Origin of the sequence: Streptomyces fuscichromogenes, assembly GCF_014645815.1 — a bacterium.
GTDB classification, from domain to species: Bacteria; Actinomycetota; Actinomycetes; order Streptomycetales; family Streptomycetaceae; genus Streptomyces; species Streptomyces fuscichromogenes.
Window position 1 is genome coordinate 118,065 of the sequence record NZ_BMML01000016.1, and the last position, 18,245, is coordinate 136,309.

The window sequence follows — 18,245 nt, forward strand, 5'->3', positions numbered from 1 at the left end:
GGCCCACTTTGAGAGCGCTCTCAGCCAGTTCTGGCGCTCTCGGAGTCCCACCCGCGCACCCCCTTCAGTACCCGAGAGGCACCCCCATGAGTGAAACCTCCGGTATACCCCCCGCGGATCACAGACGGCGGCGTTCGCTGCGCCGCGCCCTCCTCGCCGCGTTCGCCACCATGGGTCTGGCGGTCGCGGCCGCCACGACCGCCACCCTCCCCGCCAGCGCCTCGGCGCCCAGCGTGCCGTCCGGCTGGAGCCAGGTCTTCCTCGACGACTTCAACGGCACCGCCGGCACCGGCGTCAACACGTCCGACTGGCAGTACGACACCGGGACCTCGTACCCCGGCGGGGCCGCCAACTGGGGCACCGGCGAGGTCGAGACGATGACCTCCAGCACCACCAACGTCGCCCTGGACGGCAGCGGCGACCTGAAGATCACGCCGGTGCGGGACTCGGCCGGCAACTGGACGTCGGGCCGGATCGAGACCACCCGAACCGACTTCCAGCCCCCGGCCGGCGGCAAACTGCGCGTCGAGGCCCGTATCCAGATGCCGAACGTCACCGGCACCGCCGCCTACGGCTACTGGCCCGCGTTCTGGATGCTGGGCGCGCCCTACCGGGGCAACTACCAGAACTGGCCGAGCGTCGGCGAGCTGGACATCATGGAGAACGTGCAGGGCCTGAACAAGGTCTGGGCCACGATGCACTGCGGCACCAACCCGGGCGGCCCCTGCAACGAGACGACGGGCCTGGGCAATTCGACCGCCTGTCCCAACACCACCTGCCAGTCCGGCTTCCACACCTACACGATGGAGTGGGACCGCTCGGTGAGCCCCGAGGCGATCCGCTTCTACGTCGACGGCGTCAACTACCAGACCGTGACGGCCAGTCAGGTCGACGCCACCACCTGGGCGAACGCCACCAACCACGGCTTCTTCGTGATCCTGAACGTGGCGATGGGCGGCGGCTTCCCGGACGCGTTCGGCGGCGGCCCGACCAGCGCCACCGAGTCCGGCCACCCGATGGTCGTCGACTACGTCCAGGTGCTGTCGGCAAGTGGGAGCGGTACCACCACCCCGCCGACCGGCAGCCGGGACGCGTACAGCGCCATCCAGGCGGAGTCGTACGACAGCCAGTCCGGCGTGACCGCCGAGACCACCACCGACACCGGCGGCGGCCAGGACATCGGGTACGTCGCCAACGGTGACTGGGCGCTCTACAAGGGCGTGAACTTCGGCTCCACCGCGGCCACCCAGTTCTACGCCCGGGTGGCGAGCGGCGCGGCCTCCGGGGTGAGCGGCCTGGTGCAGGTCCGGCTGGACAGTCCCTCCAACGCGCCCATCGGGAGCTTCTCGGTCGCCAACACCGGCGGCTGGCAGACCTGGACGACGGTCCCGGCCAACATCAGCTCGGTGACGGGCACCCACGACGTCTATCTGACCTTCAGCAGCGGTCAGTCGGCGGACTTCGTGAACGTGAACTGGTTCGACTTCGGTCACTGACACGACGTCACCGGCATGACGTCACCGACACGACGTCACCGGCACGGCAGTCGGGCACGCGGCGCCGGAGGGGATCCCCTCCGGCGCCGTCGCGCTGCCCGGCCCGCCCGGGTCAGCGCAGCTCCGCCCGGAAGGCCACCGGCGTCTGGCCGGTGTGCAGTTGGAAGAACTTGGAGAAGTTCGCCGCGTCCGGGAACCCGACCGCCGCGCCGACCCGGCCGATCGGGAGGTCGGTATGGGCGAGGAGGCGTTTGGCCTCCAGGACGACCCGCTTGTCGATGAAACCCTTGGGGGTCTCGCCGGTCGCGGCACGGACCGCGCGGACCAGGGTGCGGCGGGAGTAGCCGAGGGCGTCGGCGTAGGCGCTGACGCTGTGGTTGGCGGCGAAGTCCTTCTCCACCGCGTCCCTGAAGAGGGTGAAGGTGGTGTCGGCCTGACGGCGGGCCGCCTCCGCCGAACTGGCCGCCAGATGGGCGAGGCGCAGCAGGAACGCCGTCAGGGAGTGCCGCAGCACCGACGCGTGCAGGCTCGGGGGAAGGGTTTCGGTGTCCTCGTACTCGCGTTGCAGGTGAGTGAGCGACGCCCGGAGCGCGGCGAGGTGCGGGGCGTCGGGGCGGAGCAGGGGCGGCAGGTCGTAGCGGTAGAGGCCGGTGGCCTCGACGGTGGCCCGCGGGAGGAAGCCGGGCTGCATGGTCAGGACGCTTCCGCGGTACTCGCTGGACCGCGAGAAGCGGTGCACCTGGCCGGGGCGGATCCAGAGCAGGTCACCGGCGTGCGCCTCGTACTCGGCGAAGTCGATCATGTGGCGGACCGGTCCCCCGGTGAAGAGCATGACCACGTGGAAGTCGATGCGGTGGACGCGCTCCAGCGGGGCATCCGCATGCCACCGGCGTTCGGTCCCCATCGGGCCGACCTGGATGCCGACGCCTCCGACGCTCAGATCCACCGGGAAGGGGAAGGTTCTGATTCCGTCACCGTCGCCTGCCCCGTTGGGCGTTCTGTCCGCCATGTCCTTCTCGTGCCGTCCCTGTCGAAGATCCGTGTCCCACTTTCACCACAGGCTGACACACCCCGACCTTCCCTCCTAAAAGTCAGACTTTTACTTTTGAACGCGTCAGGCCAGCCGGAACGTTTCGAACGAGGACTTCTTGAAGATGAGCACGGAGACGAGCACGCAGCCATCGGACGGCTTCGAGTGGACCGACCTCGACCGGCGCGCCGTGGACACCGCCCGCCTTCTCGCGGCCGACGCCGTGCAGCAGGTCGGCAACGGGCACCCCGGCACCGCGATGAGCCTGGCCCCCGCCGCGTACACGATCTTTCAGAAGGTGATGCGTCACGACCCCGCCGATCCCGAGTGGACCGGCCGGGACCGCTTCGTCCTCTCCCCCGGGCACACCTCGCTCACCCTCTACACCCAGCTGTTCCTCGCCGGGTACGAGCTGGAGCTGGACGACCTCAGGGCCTTCCGGACCCACGGGTCGAAGACGCCGGGCCACCCGGAGTACGGGCACACGGCCGGCGTCGAGACCACCACCGGTCCGCTCGGCCAGGGCGCCGCCAACGCCGTCGGCATGGCCATGGCCGCCCGCTACGAGCGCGGTCTCTTCGACCCCGAGGCCCCCGAGGGCACCTCCCCCTTCGACCACACCATCTGGGCGATCGTCTCCGACGGCGACCTGGAGGAGGGCGTCTCCGCCGAGGCGTCCTCGCTGGCCGGCCACCAGAGGCTCGGCAACCTGGTCTTCGTCTACGACGACAACCACATCTCCATCGAGGGCGACACCGCGACCGCGTTCTCCGAGGACGTCCTGAAGCGGTACGAGGCCTACGGCTGGCACACCCAGCGCATCGAGCCCACCGCCGAGGGCGACGTCGACGTCCGTGCCCTGTACGCGGCCCTGAGGGCGGCGCAGGCCGAGACCGGGCGGCCGTCCATCATCGCGATGCGCACGATCATCGCCTGGCCCGCCCCGAACGCGCGGAACACCGAGGCGTCGCACGGCTCCGCGCTCGGCGCCGACGAGATCGCCGCCACCAAGCGCGTCCTCGGCTTCGACCCCGGGCAGAGCTTCCAGGTCGACGCCGACGTCCTGGCCCACACCCACCGGGCGCTCGACCGGGGCGCCGAGGCCCACGCCGCCTGGGACAAGCGGATCGCCGAGTGGCGCACCGGCGACGAGGAGCACGCCCGCCTCTTCGACCGGGTCGTGGCGGGTCAGCTCCCCGACGGCTGGGAGGACGCGCTGCCCGCCTTCCAGGAGGGCACCTCCCTCGCCACCCGCGCCGCCTCCGGCAAGGTCCTCCAGGCGCTGGGCCCGGTGCTGCCCGAGCTGTGGGGCGGCTCCGCCGACCTCGCGGGCTCCAACAACACCACCATCGACACGGCCTCCTCCTTCCTCCCCGAGGGCAACCCGCTGCCCGAGGCGAACCCGTACGGCCGTACCGTCCACTTCGGCATCCGCGAGTTCTCGATGGCCGCCGAGATGAACGGCATCGCCCTGCACGGAAACACCCGCGTCTACGGCGGCACCTTCCTGGTGTTCTCCGACTACATGCGCAACGCCGTCCGCATGTCGGCGCTCATGCAGCTCCCGGTGACGTACGTCTGGACGCACGACTCCATCGGTCTCGGCGAGGACGGCCCGACCCACCAGCCGGTCGAGCACCTGGCCGCGCTGCGGGCCATCCCGGGCCTGAACGTCGTCCGCCCGGCCGACGCCAACGAGACCGCGGCGGCCTGGGCCGAGATCCTGAAGAGGCACGCCACGCACCCCGCCCCGCACGGGCTCGCGCTGACCCGCCAGGGCGTGCCGACGTACGCGCCGAACCCGGACGCGGCCAAGGGCGGCTATGTGCTGCGCGAGTCGTCGACCGAGACCCCGGAGGTGGTCCTGATCGCCACCGGTTCCGAGGTGCACCTCGCCGTCGGGGCACGCGACCTCCTGGAGGCCGAGGGGATCGGCACCCGGGTGGTGTCGATGCCGTCCGTGGAGTGGTTCGAGGAGCAGCCCCGCGAGTACCGCGAGAGCGTCCTGCCGCCGGCCGTGAAGGCGCGGGTCGCGGTGGAGGCCGGGATCGGCCTGACCTGGTACCGCTTCGTCGGCGACGCCGGCCGGATCGTCTCCCTGGAGCACTTCGGTGCCTCCGCCGACGCCACCACCCTGTTCGCCGGGTTCGGCTTCACCCCCGAGAACGTGGCGGCCGCGGCCCGCGAGTCGCTCGCCGCCGCCCGCACCGCCTGATCCACCAGCCAGAATCAGTTCAGTAGAGGAAGATGATCACTGTGACCGAAGCAACCGCCACCGCGGGAGCACTCAAGCGCCTCTCCGACGAGGGCGTCTCGATCTGGCTGGACGACCTGTCGCGCAAGCGGATCAGCACCGGCAACCTCGCCGCGCTCGTCGCGGACCGCGGTGTGGTGGGCGTGACCACGAACCCGTCGATCTTCCAGGCCGCCATCGGCTCCGGCGAGGGCTACGAGGAGCAGCTCGCCGACCTCGCGGTGCGGGGGGTCACGGTCGACGAGGCCGTGCGGATGATGACCACCCAGGACGTACGGGCCGCGGCCGACGTGCTGCGCCCGGTGTACGACGCGACGGACGGCCGGGACGGCCGGGTCTCCATCGAGGTCGACCCGCGCCTCGCCCACGCGACGGCGGCCACGGTCGCCGAGGCCCGGCAGCTCGCCTGGCTGGTCGACCGCCCCAACGTGATGATCAAGATCCCGGCGACGAAGGCCGGCCTCCCGGCCATCACCGAGGTCATCGCCCAGGGCATCAGCGTCAACGTCACGCTGATCTTCTCCCTGGAGCGCTACCGCGAGGTCATGGCCGCCTACCTGGCCGGCCTGGAGCAGGCCGCCGCCAAGGGCCTGGACCTCGCCACCATCCACTCCGTGGCCTCCTTCTTCGTCTCCCGCGTCGACAGCGAGATCGACAAGCGGCTGACGGCCGTCGGCTCCGACGAGGCGCTCGGGCTCAAGGGCCGGGCGGCACTGGCCAACGCGCGGCTCGCCTACGAGGCGTACGAGCAGGTCTTCGCCGGTGGCCGCTGGACCGCCCTGGAGTCCGCGGGCGCCCACCGCCAGCGCCCCCTGTGGGCGTCCACCGGCGTGAAGGACCCGGCGTACAAGGACACCCTCTACGTCGACGAGCTGGTCGCGCCCGGCACCGTCAACACCATGCCGGAGGCGACGCTGAACGCGACCGCCGACCACGGTGACATCCACGGCGACACGGTGACCGGCGGCTACGACCAGGCACGTGCCGACCTGGCGGCCGTCGAGAAGCTCGGCATCTCCTACGACGAGGTCGTCGGCAAGCTGGAGGACGAGGGCGTCGCCAAGTTCGCGGTGGCCTGGCAGGACCTGCTGGACGCCGTCACGAAGTCCCTGGACAGCAAGGGAGTTGAGGCGTAATGAGCGAGACCGCCAAGGAGGCGCGGGTGCCGGTGGTGCCCGCCGCCGACTGGGACAACCCGCTGCGTGACCCGCGCGACCGGCGGCTGCCGCGGGTGGCGGGTCCGTCGGGCCTGGTCATCTTCGGGGTGACCGGTGACCTGTCCCGCAAGAAGCTGATGCCGGCCGTCTACGACCTGGCCAACCGCGGCCTGCTGCCGCCGGGCTTCTCCCTGGTCGGCTTCGCCCGCCGGGACTGGGCGGACCAGGACTTCGCGCAGGTCGTCCACGACGCGGTGCGCGAGCACTCCCGGACCCCGTTCCGCGAGGAGGTCTGGCAGCAGCTCGCCGAGGGCATGCGGTTCATCCCGGGCGACTTCGACGACGACACGGCGTTCAAGCAGCTCAGGTCGGCCGTGGACGAGCTGGACTCGTCCCGGGGCACCGGCGGCAACTTCGCCTTCTACCTCTCCGTGCCGCCGAAGTTCTTCCCCAAGGTCGTCCAGCAGCTGAAGAAGGTCGGCCTGGCGACCCCGCCGGAGGGCTCCTGGCGGCGGGCGGTCATCGAGAAGCCGTTCGGCCACGACCTGGCCTCCGCGCAGGACCTGAACGCGGTCGTGCACGACGTGTTCGACCCGGACCAGGTGTTCCGCATCGACCACTACCTGGGCAAGGAGACCGTCCAGAACATCCTGGCGCTGCGCTTCGCCAACCAGATGTACGAGCCGATCTGGAACCGCTCCTACGTCGACCACGTGCAGATCACCATGGCCGAGGACATCGGCATCGGCGGCCGGGCGGGCTACTACGACGGCATCGGCTCGGCCCGTGACGTCATCCAGAACCACCTGCTCCAGCTGATGGCGCTCACCGCGATGGAGGAGCCGATCGCGTTCGACGCGGACGCGCTGCTCACCGAGAAGCTGAAGGTCCTCAAGTCGGTGCGGCTGCCGGAGGAGCTGGGCCGGCACACGGTGCGCGGCCAGTACGCCGAGGGCTGGCAGGGCGGCGAGAAGGTGATCGGCTACCTCCAGGAGGACGGTATCGACCCGAAGTCGAAGACCGACACCTACGCGGCCGTCAAGCTCGGCATCGACAACCGCCGCTGGGCCGGCGTCCCCTTCTACCTGCGCACCGGCAAGCGGCTGGGGCGCCGGGTCACCGAGATCGCGGTGGTCTTCAAGCGGGCCCCGCACTCCCCCTTCGACTCCACGGCCACCGAGGAGCTCGGCGCGAACGCGATCGTCATCCGCGTCCAGCCCGACGAGGGCATGACCGTCCGGTTCGGCTCCAAGGTGCCGGGCACCTCGATGGAGATCCGGGACGTCACGATGGACTTCGCGTACGGCGAGTCGTTCACCGAGTCCAGCCCGGAGGCGTACGAGCGGCTCATCCTGGATGTGCTGCTCGGCGACGCCAATTTGTTCCCTCGTCACCAGGAAGTGGAAGAGTCCTGGAAGATCCTCGACCCGATCGAGACGTACTGGGCAAAGCATGGTAAGCCCGCACAGTACGAGTCGGGCAGCTGGGGACCTCAGGAAGCCGACGAGATGCTCGCACGAGACGGACGGAGCTGGCGCAGGCCATGAAGATCGACCTGACCGACACCACGGCAAGCAAGATCAACAAGGCGCTGGTGCAGGGTCGCCGCGCCATCGGAACCCCTGCCGTGGGCATGGTCCTGACGATGGTGATCGTCACGGACGAGGAGAACGCCTACGACTCGATCAAGGCCGCCGAGGAGGCCTCGCACGAGCACCCCTCGCGCACCCTGGTCGTCATCAAGCGGCACGCCCGCACCCTGCGTGACCGCACCACGTCCCGGCTGGACGCCGAGGTCCGGGTCGGCTCCGAGGCCGGCACCGGCGAGACGGTCGTGCTGCGCACCTACGGCGAGGTCTCCGACCACGCCGACTCGGTGGTGCTGCCGCTGCTGCTGCCGGACGCCCCGGTGGTGGTGTGGTGGCCGGTGGAGGCCCCGGAGACCCCCTCCAAGGACCCGCTCGGCGCACTCGCCCAGCGCCGGATCACCGACCTGTACGCGGTCGACCGGCCGATGCAGGTGCTGGAGACCCGCGCCCGCAACTACGCGCCCGGCGACACCGACCTCGCCTGGACCCGGCTCACCCTGTGGCGGTCCATGCTGGCCGCCGCCCTCGACCAGGCCCGTGCCGACGTGACCTCGGCGGCCGTGGAGGCCGAGGCGGACAACCCGAGCGCCGAACTCCTCGCCCGCTGGCTGGAGGCCCGGCTGAAGGTCAAGGTGGACCGCGTGGTCTCCCCCGGCCCGGTCGTCACGAAGGTCCGGCTCGGCACCGCGACCGGCGAGATCGTCATCGACCGCCCCGAGGGCCCGCTGGCCAGCCTGACCCTGCCGGGCCAGCCGCCGCGCACCCTCGCCCTGAAGGTCCGCCCCACCTCCGAACTCATCGCCGAGGAACTGCGCCGCCTCGACGCCGACGAGATGTACGCCATCGCCCTGCGCGGCGAGGCAACCGAGGAGACCGCTTCCCATGTCTGACACCCCCGAGCTCACCCGGCGACCCGAGTGGGCCGCCCTGGAGGACCACCGGGCCGAAGGACAGCCCGTCCTGCGTGAGCTGTTCGCGGCCGACCCGGCGCGCGCCGAGCGGTATGTCGTACGGGTCGGCGACCTGTACATCGACTACAGCAAGCACCTGATCACGGACGAGACCCTCGCCCTGCTCCGGGAACTGGCCGCCGCCACCGACGTGTTCGGGCTGCGGGACGCCATGTTCCGCGGCGAGAAGATCAACATCACCGAGCGGCGGGCGGTCCTGCACACCGCCCTGCGCGCCCCGCGCGACGCGGTGGTCGAGGTCGACGGCGAGAACGTGGTGCCGCAGGTGCACGCGGTCCTCGACAAGATGGCCGACTTCGCCGGGCGGGTGCGCTCGGGCGAGTGGACCGGGCACACCGGCAGGCGCATCCGCAACGTCGTCAATATCGGCATCGGCGGCTCCGACCTGGGCCCGGCGATGGCCTACGAGGCCCTGCGGGCTTTCACCGCACGGGAGTTGACGTTCCGCTTCGTCTCCAACGTGGACGGCGCGGACCTGCACGAGGCGACCCGCGACCTGGACCCGGCGGAGACGCTGTTCATCGTCGCCTCGAAGACGTTCACCACGATCGAGACGATCACCAACGCCACCTCGGCCCGCACCTGGCTCCTGGACGGGCTGGGAGGCGACGAGAAGGCGGTGGCCAGGCACTTCGTGGCACTGTCGACGAACGCCGGGAAGGTGACGGAGTTCGGCATCGACCCGGACAACATGTTCGAGTTCTGGGACTGGGTCGGCGGCCGCTACTCCTACGACTCCGCCATCGGCCTCTCGCTGATGATCGCCATCGGCCCGGACCGGTTCCGCGAGATGCTCGACGGCTTCCACCTGGTCGACGAGCACTTCCGCACCGCCCCCGCCGAGGCCAACGCGCCTCTGCTGCTGGGCCTGCTGGGCGTCTGGTACGGCAACTTCCACGACGCCCAGTCGCACGCGGTGCTGCCCTACAGCCACTACCTGTCGAAGTTCACGGCGTATCTCCAGCAGCTGGACATGGAGTCCAACGGCAAGTCGGTGGACCGGGAGGGCCGGCCGGTCCAGTGGCAGACGGGTCCCGTGGTGTGGGGCACGCCGGGCACCAACGGCCAGCACGCGTACTACCAGTTGATCCACCAGGGCACCAAGCTGATCCCGGCGGACTTCATCGGCTTCGCCGAGCCGGTCGCCGAGCTGAGCGGTGAACTGAAGGCGCAGCACGACCTGCTGATGGCGAACTTCTTCGCCCAGACCCAGGCGCTGGCCTTCGGCAAGACCGCCGACGAGGCCCGCGCGGAGGGCGTGGCCGAGGAGCAGGTGGCGCACCGCACCTTCAAGGGCAACCACCCCACCACCACGGTCCTGGCCCGCGAACTGACCCCGTCGGTCCTCGGCCAGCTGATCGCCCTCTACGAGCACAAGGTCTTCGTGCAGGGCGCGATCTGGAACATCGACTCCTTCGACCAGTGGGGCGTGGAGCTGGGCAAGGTCCTCGCCAAGCGCATCGAGCCCGCGCTCACCGAGGGCGCCGAGGTCCCCGGCCTCGACCCGTCCACCACCGCCCTCGTCTCGACGTACCGAACGCTTAGGAAGTGAACGACATGCAGCTCGGACTGATCGGCCTCGGCAAGATGGGCGGCAACATGCGCGAGCGGATCCGCCGCGCAGGGCACACCGTCATCGGCTACGACCGCAACCCCGACGTCTCCGACGTCAAGTCCCTGGAAGAACTGGTCGAGAAGCTCGACGCCCCGCGCGTGGTGTGGGTGATGGTCCCGGCGGGCCACGCCACCCAGTCCGTCGTCGACGAGCTGAAGGACCTGCTGTCCGAGGGCGACACCGTGGTGGACGGCGGCAACTCCCGCTGGACGGACGACGAGAAGCACGCCGCCGAACTCGCCATCAAGGGCATCGGCTTCGTCGACGCCGGGGTCTCCGGCGGTGTGTGGGGCCTGCAGAACGGCTACGCCCTGATGGTCGGCGGCGACAAGCAGCACGTCGAGCGGCTGCACCCGATCTTCGAGGCGCTCAAGCCGGAGGGCCCGTACGGCTATGTCCACGCCGGCAAGGTCGGCGCCGGGCACTTCTCCAAGATGGTCCACAACGGCATCGAGTACGCCATGATGCAGGCGTACGCGGAGGGCTGGGAGCTTCTTGAGAAGGTCAAGTCGGTGGACAACGTCCGTGAGGTCTACCGCTCCTGGCAGGAGGGCACGGTCATCCGTTCCTGGCTGCTCGACCTCGCGGTCAACGCGCTGGACGACGACGAGCACCTGGACAAGCTGAAGGGCTTCGCGCAGGACTCGGGCGAGGGCCGCTGGACGGTCGAGGCGGCCATCGACAACGCGGTGCCGCTGCCCGCGATCACGGCCTCCCTGTTCGCCCGGTTCGCGTCCCGCCAGGACGACTCCCCGCAGATGAAGATGATCGCGGCGCTGCGCAACCAGTTCGGCGGACACGCCGTCGAGTCGAAGGAGTAGGGCGCCGTGGGGGACCTTCTTCTGGTCCGCCACGGTGAGACGGAGTGGAGCGTGTCGGGACAGCACACCAGCTGGACCGACCTGCCCCTCACCCAGCACGGCGAGGAACAGGCCAAGTCACTCGCTCCGCTCCTCACCGACCGGACCTATGCACTGGTTCTGGCCAGCCCGCTGGACCGCGCGATACGCACGGCCGAACTGGCCGGTCTGCCCGGGGTCGTGGCCGACCCCGACCTGCACGAATGGGACTACGGCGGCTACGAGGGCATCACCACGGCGGAGATCCACCGCTCCCGCCCGGACTGGTACCTGTGGACCGACGGCGTGCCCCCGGGCCCGGAGGGCCACCCCGGTGAGTCGCCGGAACAGATCGGCGCACGGGCCGACCGGGTGCTCAGGAAGGTCGAGGCGGCACTCACCAGCGGCACCGGTGACGTGATCCTGGTGGCCCACGCCCACTTCCTGCGCGTGCTGACGGCGCGCCGCCTGGGGCTGCCGCCCGCCGAGGGCAGGCTGTTCCAGTTGGCGACCGGCACGGTCAGCCGGTTGTCCACCGAGCACGGGTGGCCCGTGATCACCGAGTGGAACAAGCGGCCGTAGCGGACCTCGAAGCGGCCCGCCAGTGACAACTGGTGGGCCGCTTCGTCATGTTGGCGCCCGGCAATCCTCCGGCGGCGCTCGGGAAAGTTTCTACGGCCCATTTCCTAACCCCTTGTCGAAAGTCCCGGGAAGCCCATAGCCTTGCGCCGCGCCGGTGCCGTCGTACGACCCGGCCCGGCCGTGACGGGATGGGAGGGGCAGCCGCGTGAAGCGCACATCGCGTGACATCCGCACCGCGAACCGCTACGAGGTGCTGCGCCAGATCATCGCCCAGTCCCCCACCTCCCGGCAGACGCTGGCGGCCGCCACCGGGCTGAGCGTGGCCACCGTCGCCACCCTCGTCGGCGAGCTGCTTGACCTCCGGATGATCACGGAGGTCGGCTTCGAGGACTCCGCGGGCGGCCGGCCCCGGGGGCTCGTCGCGGTGAACGCCTCGGGCGGCGCGCTGATCGGCGTCGACATGGCGGAGACCTACGTCCGGGTGGAACTGTTCGACCTGGGGCTGAACGTGCTGGCCCGCGCGGTGGAGGACATGCGCCCCGGGGAGAGCCGGCCGGAGCAGGCGGTGGGCCAGGTGGCCGCGGCGGTCGGCGCGGTGGTCGCCCAGGCCGGGATCGAGGGCGCGCGGGTGCTGGGCGTCGGGGTGAGCGTGCCGGGGCAGGTGGACCGGGCCACCGGCATCGCCGAGTACGCGCCCAACTGGGACTGGCACGACGTGCCGTTGCTCGACCTGCTCGCCGAGTACATCGCCTACCCCCTGCACCTGGACAACCCGCTGCGGGCGAGCGCGGTGGCCGAGCTGTGGTTCGGGGCGGCGCGCGGCCGCGAGGACGCCGTGGTGGTGAACCTCGGGACCGGGGTGGGCGCCGGACTGGTCCTCGGCGGCGGCCTGTACCGGGGGGTCAGCAACAGCGCCGGGGAGTGGGGCCACACGACGCTGGTCCTGGACGGGCGGCTGTGCCACTGCGGCAACCACGGCTGCGTCGAGACGTACGTCGGCGCCCCCGGCATCATGCTCAACCTGCGCGAACTCGGCCCCCGCAGCCCGCTGTTGCACCCCGAGGACCAGACGGCCACCATCGACGCCCTGGCCCTGGGGGTCGCCGCGGGCGACCCGGTGGCCGTCAAGGTGGTCCGCGACACGGCCCGTTACCTGGGCGCGGGCATCGCGGACCTGGTGAACGTGTACAACCCCGAGGTGGTCGTGCTCAGCAGCTGGGTCGCCAAGAAGCTGGGCGCACCGCTGCTCGACGAAGTACGCGAGGCCGTCCGACGGCACGCGCTGCGGCGGCCGTTCGCCGCCACCGAGATCGTCCTCTCTCCCGTCCCCACCGACCCGGTCTGCCTGGGCGCGGCCACGTTCGCCCTGGAGGGCGCCCTGCAGGCCGTGGGACAGAGGTCACCGAAACGCACCACCCCCGCACGGAGCCGAACCGCACCGCCTTCATGACGACGGAAGGGATGCACGTGTCTCACCCCCACCGCAGGAGATCGGTTCTCCTGACGGCCGCGGCCGCACTGGCCGTCGCCGGACCCCTGATATCCGCCCCGCCCACCTCGGCCGCCACCGGCACCGCCGCCGCGGCCGAGGTCTCCCCGCACGCCGCCCAGACCATCGACGACATCGGCGCCTCGGGCGCCTGGTGGGTCAACGACCTGCAGCACTTCTCCCCCAAGGTCCAGGCCCGGGTGGCGAAGCTGCTGTTCTCCAAGAAGGGCCTGGACCTCAGTTCGTACCGCTACAACATCGGCGGCGGCGGGGTCGCGGTCAGCACCCCGGCGCGGGTCGCCGAGGACTTCCTGAACGCCGACGGCTCCTACGACTGGAGCAGGGACAAGGGCGGCCGGACCTTCCTCAGGTACGCCGCGAAGTACGGCGTCGAGGACCTGATCGGCTTCGTCAACAGCGCGCCCGCCCAGTGGACCACCAACGGGCAGAGCTGCGGCGGCCAGTTGAAGGCGGAGAACGAGACCGCCTACGCGAACTACATCGCCGACGTCACCGACCACTTCGCCCGCCAGGGCGTGAAGCTGGACTACATCAGCCCCTTCAACGAACCCGACAACGACTTCGGTTCGTGCGGCCAGGAGGGCATGCAGGTCACGGTCGACCAGCGGGACGACATCGTGCGGGCGCTCGGTGCCGAGCAGCGGGCCCGGCACCAGAAGACCTCGGTCATCGCGGACGAGTCGAGCCAGACGACCCAGTTCGTCTCCGAACTCCCGCAGTGGATCTCGCAGCCGGACACCGCGCAGTACGTGTCCGCGCTGGCCCACCACACCTACAACAACCCCAGCGACGGCCAGCTCGGCAACGTCTACGAGACGTCGAGGACCGTCGGCCAGAAGTCCTGGGCCTCGGAGATCTGCTGCTTCGGCAAGGGCTCGACGGGCTGGAACCAGGAGTACGACCCGTCGATCGACAACGCCCTGCTGATGTCCCGGATCATCTACAAGGACTTCGCGAGCGCCCACGACTCGGCCTTCCAGTGGTGGGTGGCACTGGCCAGCGGCTACGGCACCGACCCGTACGCGAAGAACGACGTCGGCTGGAACGACGGCCTGATCTACTACGACCCCGACTACGCGACGAACGGCAACCAGACGCTGTACTTCACCAAGCGGTACTACGCGCTGGGCCAGTACAGCAAGTTCGTGAAACCCGGCTCGGTCGCGCACAACGTGACCGGGGCGCCGGACGGGGTCGAGGTGTCGTCGTACGACAGGGACGGCAAGTGGGTGGTCGTGGTGAACAACCAGAACGCCACCGACACCCCGCTGAGCCTGCACTTCAACAGCGCGACACCGGTTCGGGCCAGGGAGGCGGTGCGCACGTCGGCCACCGAGGACTGGGCCGACGTCGCGAAACCGTCGGTGAGCGCGGGGACGGTCGCCACGACACTGGCGGCCCGCTCGATCACGACGTACGTCTTCGACCAGAAGGGCCACGGCAGTTCGGCGGTCACCGGCGCGCTGGTGGGCAAGCAGTCCGGCAAGTGCCTGACGGCGGACGCCACCGGGGCCGCCATCGCCACCTGCACGGGCGCCGCGGACCAGTCCTGGTCGTACGACGCGAACGGCACCCTGAAGGGCGCGAACGGCTATCTGACGGCCTCCGGTTCCGGTCTGACGGTCACCGCCGATCCCACCGGCGACGCGAGCGGGCGCTGGCTGCTGAACGCCAACGGCCAGATCCTCGGCGAGGCGTCCGGCAAGTGCCTGGACGTCAGCGGACAGTCCACCGCCGACGGCGGCAAGGTGATCCTCTACAGCTGCAACAGCGGCACCAATGAGGTCTGGACCAGACAGTAACCGCACCTCACCGCCCCGACCGAGGGCCGCCGGCCACCCCCTGGCCCGGCGGCTCTCAACTCACCCTGCTTTCCCCCCTGTTCGTCATCCCGAACCAGGTACAACGTTTCGCGCAGACTTCGTCCAACCTCTTGCCGAAGTGTTAGCCGAAGGTTAACGTCCCGCTCCGCAACACAATTTCGGCCATCTGGCTCCCGAGGTTTTCAGGGCCTCCCACAGCCGTAGAACCGCAGCCGCACTCGACAGACAAGGACGTCAGCATGTCGGCACCGAGCAACAACAACTGGTCCCGCCGCTCCATCTTCCGGGCGGCCGCGGGCGTGGCCGCCGCCGGCACGCTGGCCGCGTGCGGCAGCAACAACGGCAGAGGCGGGGGCAGCGGGTCGGGCACCCAGCTCACCCAGTACTTCCACGCCTACGGCGAGGCGGGGACGGAGCAGGCCCTCAAGCGGTACGCCGCGGCCTACAAGAAGGCCGACGTGAGCACCAACTGGATCACGGGCAACAACTTCGAGTCCGCGCTGTTCGCGGCCCTGCTCACCAAGAAGGCGCCCGACGTCTTCGAGTTCCACCCGCAGCTCCAGCTCGTCAAGAGCGGCCAGGTGGCGGACCTGAGCGACATCATCGACCCGGTCAAGGACGACTTCAACCCGAACGACATCAACTCCCACACGGTCGACGGGAAGATCTACGGGATCCGGATGATCGACGACCCGCAGTTCTTCTACTACCGCAAGTCGATGCTGGAGAAGGCCAAGGTCGACGTGCCCACCACGCTCGACGAGCTGCTGGAGGCCGCCGCCAAGCTGACCACCAGCAAGGTCAAGGGCGTCTTCCTCGGCAACGACTTCAGCGCGATCCAGAACCCCATCATCTGGTCCGCCGGCGCCGACACCATCAACGACAAGAACGAGATCGCCTACCACACGGACGGCGTCATCGGGGGCCTCAAGCAGCTTCGCAAGCTGTTCACCAGCGGCAACGTGCTCCTGGACGCGCCGACCGACTTCTGGGACCCGTCCTCGCTCAACCAGGGCCTGTGTGCCATCCAGTGGGGCGGCATGTGGTCCATGCCGGCCATGCAGAAGGCCCTCGGCGACGACCTCGGCATCTTCCCGTTCCCGAAGATCGGCAGCGCCGGCAAGCTGTCCGTCTACAACGGCGGCTGGTCGATCTTCGTCAACGCCAAGGGCAACAACGTCGACGCGGCCAAGGAGTACGTCAAGTGGCTGTGGATCGACCAGAAGAAGTACCAGGAGGACTGGGCCACCTCGTACGGCTTCCACATCCCGCCGCGCACCTCGATCGCCAGCGGGGCCACCAAGCTCAAGTCCGGTCTGGCCGCCGAGGGCGTGAAGCTCTTCACCGACTACGGCCACTTCGACAACATCGCCTACGACCAGACGATGCAGACCGCGTTCGCCGATGTGATCGCGTCCTCCGTCCGTAAGAACGGCGACCCCGAGGCGGCGCTCGACACCTGCGACAAGAAGGTCAACGTCGAGCTGAAGAAGCTGTTCGGATAGGCGACCGGGAACCACGACATGTCGACCACCACCACACGCGGGGTCGCCCAGCCCGCCCCGGCCAAGGCCTCCCCGGCCCGGCCGCGGCGGGGCCTGCGGGGCAACCCGACCGTGAACTTCTGGCTCTTCACCGGGCCCTTCCTCGTCGGGCTGGCGATCTTCGTCATCGTGCCGATCGGCTGGAGCATCTGGCTCAGCTTCTTCGACGCCCGCTACACCGTCACGCCGAGCCATTTCATCGGCTTCGACAACTACAAGCAGATCCTCACCAACAGCGGCTTCCCCGACTCGCTGCTGACCTTCACGGTGTTCGCCGCGTTCATCGTGCCGACCACCTGGGCGCTGTCGCTCGGGCTCGCGCTGCTCGTGAACCAGCTGCGGTTCATGCGGGCGTTCTTCCGGTCGGTGTTCTTCCTGCCGACCGCGGTCTCGTACGTGGCCGCCGCCCTGATCTGGAAGATGTCCATCTTCAGCGGTGTCCGCTTCGGACTCGCGAACACGGTCATCGGCTGGTTCGGCGCCGACACCATCGCATGGATGTCCAACCCCACTCCGCCCTGGTACTGGCTGGTCATCGTGACCCTGCGGCTGTGGATCCAGTCGGGCTTCTACATGATCCTGTTCCTGGCGGCGCTCCAGAACATCCCCGCCGAGCTGTACGAGGCCGCCGCCATCGACGGCGCCAAGCGGGGCTGGCAGACCTTCCGGTACATCACGCTGCCGCAGCTGCGCGCCACCTCGACCGCGGTGATCCTGCTGCTGCTCATCGCCGCCTACCAGGCCTTCGACGAGTTCTTCAACATCGTCGGCCAGAAGGCGACCTGGGCCCAGACACCGCTCATGGAGCTCTACAAGACCGCCCTCGGCACCAGCCAGGACTACGGCGCGGGCAGCGCGGGCGCGGTCATCCTGTCGCTGCTCATCTGCCTCGTCACCCTGATCCAGGGCAAGTTCATGGGATTCGGAAGGGGGGACGAGTCCAAGTGACCACCACCACGTCCCAGGCCGGCAAGCGCCGCAGGCAGGGCGGCGGCGTCCTCGGCAACACGGGGCTGTACGTCGCCGTCGGCATCGCCGCCCTGCTCTTCCTGATCCCCTTCTACCTGATCTTCCGCAACGCCCTCTCCACGGACCTGGAGATCACGGGCGAGAACTGGAAGGTGCTGCCCTCCTTCCAGTGGGGCAACATCTCCGAACTGTTCGACGACCCCACCGTCGAGTTCGGCCGTTCCATGGTGAACTCGCTGGTCGTGGCCGTCCTCACCACGACCGGCACGCTCCTGGTGTGCTCCCTGGCCGGGTACGGCCTGGCCCGTATCCCGTACAGGCACGCCAACAAGGTCTTCTACGCGGTCCTGGCGACCCTGATGGTCCCCACCGCCGTCACCTTCGTGCCCAGTTTCGTGCTGGTCTCGTCCCTCGGCTGGGTGGACACCTACCGCGGTCTGATCATCCCGGGCCTGTTCAGTGGTTTCACCTGCTTCCTCTTCCGGCAGTACTTCCTCGGATTCCCGAAGGAGCTGGAGGAGGCGGCACGCGTGGACGGGCTCGGGTACTGGGGCGCGTACTGGCGGATCGTCGTACCCAACTCGCTGAACTTCTTCGCGGCGATCGCCACCATCACCTTCATCAGCGCCTGGAACTCCTTCCTGTGGCCGCTGGTCATCGGCCAGGACCCGAGTTCCTGGACGGTGCAGATCGCGCTCTCCTCCTTCATGACCAACCAGACCGTCAACTTCCACCTGATCTTCATGGCCACCGCCATCTCCATCCTGCCGCTGGTGTTCGTCTTCCTCTTCCTCCAGCGCTGGCTGGTCCAGGGGATCGCGCAGACCGGTATCAAGGGCTGACACCGCGAACACACCTCGAACACA

At 69.5% G+C, this 18,245-nt stretch carries 14 protein-coding genes; 13 read left to right on the forward strand and 1 reads right to left on the reverse strand.

The window, feature by feature from the left end; translation table 11 throughout:
- Positions 1 to 86: 86 nt before the first annotated feature.
- On the forward strand, positions 87 to 1,496 hold the full coding sequence (locus IEZ11_RS30955; protein WP_189266222.1) for a glycoside hydrolase family 16 protein: 1,410 nt from the start codon (positions 87 to 89) through the stop codon (positions 1,494 to 1,496).
- Positions 1,497 to 1,608: 112 nt separating this feature from the next.
- Here the strand turns inward: IEZ11_RS30955 and IEZ11_RS30960 are convergent, their stop codons facing one another.
- Positions 1,609 to 2,505, reverse strand: a complete 897-nt coding sequence (locus IEZ11_RS30960; RefSeq protein ID WP_189266223.1) for a helix-turn-helix domain-containing protein — start codon at positions 2,503 to 2,505, stop codon at positions 1,609 to 1,611.
- A 145-nt stretch (positions 2,506 to 2,650) separates the two neighbouring features.
- Between IEZ11_RS30960 and tkt the strand changes: the two genes are divergently transcribed.
- The 12 genes from tkt (at position 2,651) to IEZ11_RS31020 (ending at position 18,221) form a co-directional block, all read left to right on the forward strand.
- Complete coding sequence (tkt, locus tag IEZ11_RS30965; protein WP_189266224.1) at positions 2,651 to 4,741, forward strand: transketolase; 2,091 nt, start codon at positions 2,651 to 2,653, stop codon at positions 4,739 to 4,741.
- A gap of 32 nt (positions 4,742 to 4,773) precedes the next feature.
- Positions 4,774 to 5,916, forward strand: a complete 1,143-nt coding sequence (gene tal / locus IEZ11_RS30970) for a transaldolase (RefSeq protein WP_189266225.1) — start codon at positions 4,774 to 4,776, stop codon at positions 5,914 to 5,916.
- Complete coding sequence (gene zwf / locus IEZ11_RS30975) at positions 5,916 to 7,484, forward strand: glucose-6-phosphate dehydrogenase (RefSeq protein WP_189266226.1); 1,569 nt, start codon at positions 5,916 to 5,918, stop codon at positions 7,482 to 7,484. Before tal ends, zwf begins: the two co-directional genes overlap by 1 nt.
- The gene (gene opcA / locus IEZ11_RS30980) at positions 7,481 to 8,416 is read left to right on the forward strand and encodes a glucose-6-phosphate dehydrogenase assembly protein OpcA (protein ID WP_189266227.1); all 936 of its coding nucleotides are present in this window, start codon (positions 7,481 to 7,483) and stop codon (positions 8,414 to 8,416) included. The genes zwf and opcA overlap by 4 nt, the downstream gene beginning before the upstream one ends.
- Positions 8,409 to 10,049, forward strand: a complete 1,641-nt coding sequence (pgi, locus tag IEZ11_RS30985) for a glucose-6-phosphate isomerase (protein ID WP_189266228.1) — start codon at positions 8,409 to 8,411, stop codon at positions 10,047 to 10,049. The genes opcA and pgi overlap by 8 nt, the downstream gene beginning before the upstream one ends.
- Before the next feature lie 5 nt (positions 10,050 to 10,054).
- On the forward strand, positions 10,055 to 10,933 hold the full coding sequence (gene gnd, locus IEZ11_RS30990; RefSeq protein WP_189266331.1) for a phosphogluconate dehydrogenase (NAD(+)-dependent, decarboxylating): 879 nt from the start codon (positions 10,055 to 10,057) through the stop codon (positions 10,931 to 10,933).
- A gap of 6 nt (positions 10,934 to 10,939) precedes the next feature.
- Entirely contained in the window at positions 10,940 to 11,533 is a 594-nt protein-coding gene (locus IEZ11_RS30995) for a histidine phosphatase family protein (RefSeq protein ID WP_189266229.1), read from the forward strand.
- A 205-nt stretch (positions 11,534 to 11,738) separates the two neighbouring features.
- The gene (locus tag IEZ11_RS31000) at positions 11,739 to 12,983 is read left to right on the forward strand and encodes an ROK family protein (RefSeq protein WP_189266230.1); all 1,245 of its coding nucleotides are present in this window, start codon (positions 11,739 to 11,741) and stop codon (positions 12,981 to 12,983) included.
- Between the two features lie 11 nt (positions 12,984 to 12,994).
- Positions 12,995 to 14,845, forward strand: a complete 1,851-nt coding sequence (locus IEZ11_RS31005) for a glycoside hydrolase (protein ID WP_189266231.1) — start codon at positions 12,995 to 12,997, stop codon at positions 14,843 to 14,845.
- Between the two features lie 260 nt (positions 14,846 to 15,105).
- Positions 15,106 to 16,371, forward strand: coding sequence for an ABC transporter substrate-binding protein (locus tag IEZ11_RS31010; RefSeq protein WP_189266232.1), 1,266 nt, complete (start codon positions 15,106 to 15,108; stop codon positions 16,369 to 16,371).
- Between the two features lie 18 nt (positions 16,372 to 16,389).
- Positions 16,390 to 17,358, forward strand: coding sequence for a carbohydrate ABC transporter permease (locus tag IEZ11_RS31015; protein ID WP_189266233.1), 969 nt, complete (start codon positions 16,390 to 16,392; stop codon positions 17,356 to 17,358).
- Positions 17,355 to 18,221 carry a carbohydrate ABC transporter permease gene (locus tag IEZ11_RS31020; protein ID WP_189266234.1) on the forward strand — a complete coding sequence of 289 codons (867 nt, stop codon included), beginning with the start codon at positions 17,355 to 17,357 and terminating at the stop codon, positions 18,219 to 18,221. The genes IEZ11_RS31015 and IEZ11_RS31020 overlap by 4 nt, the downstream gene beginning before the upstream one ends.
- The last annotated feature ends 24 nt before the right edge of the window (positions 18,222 to 18,245 follow it).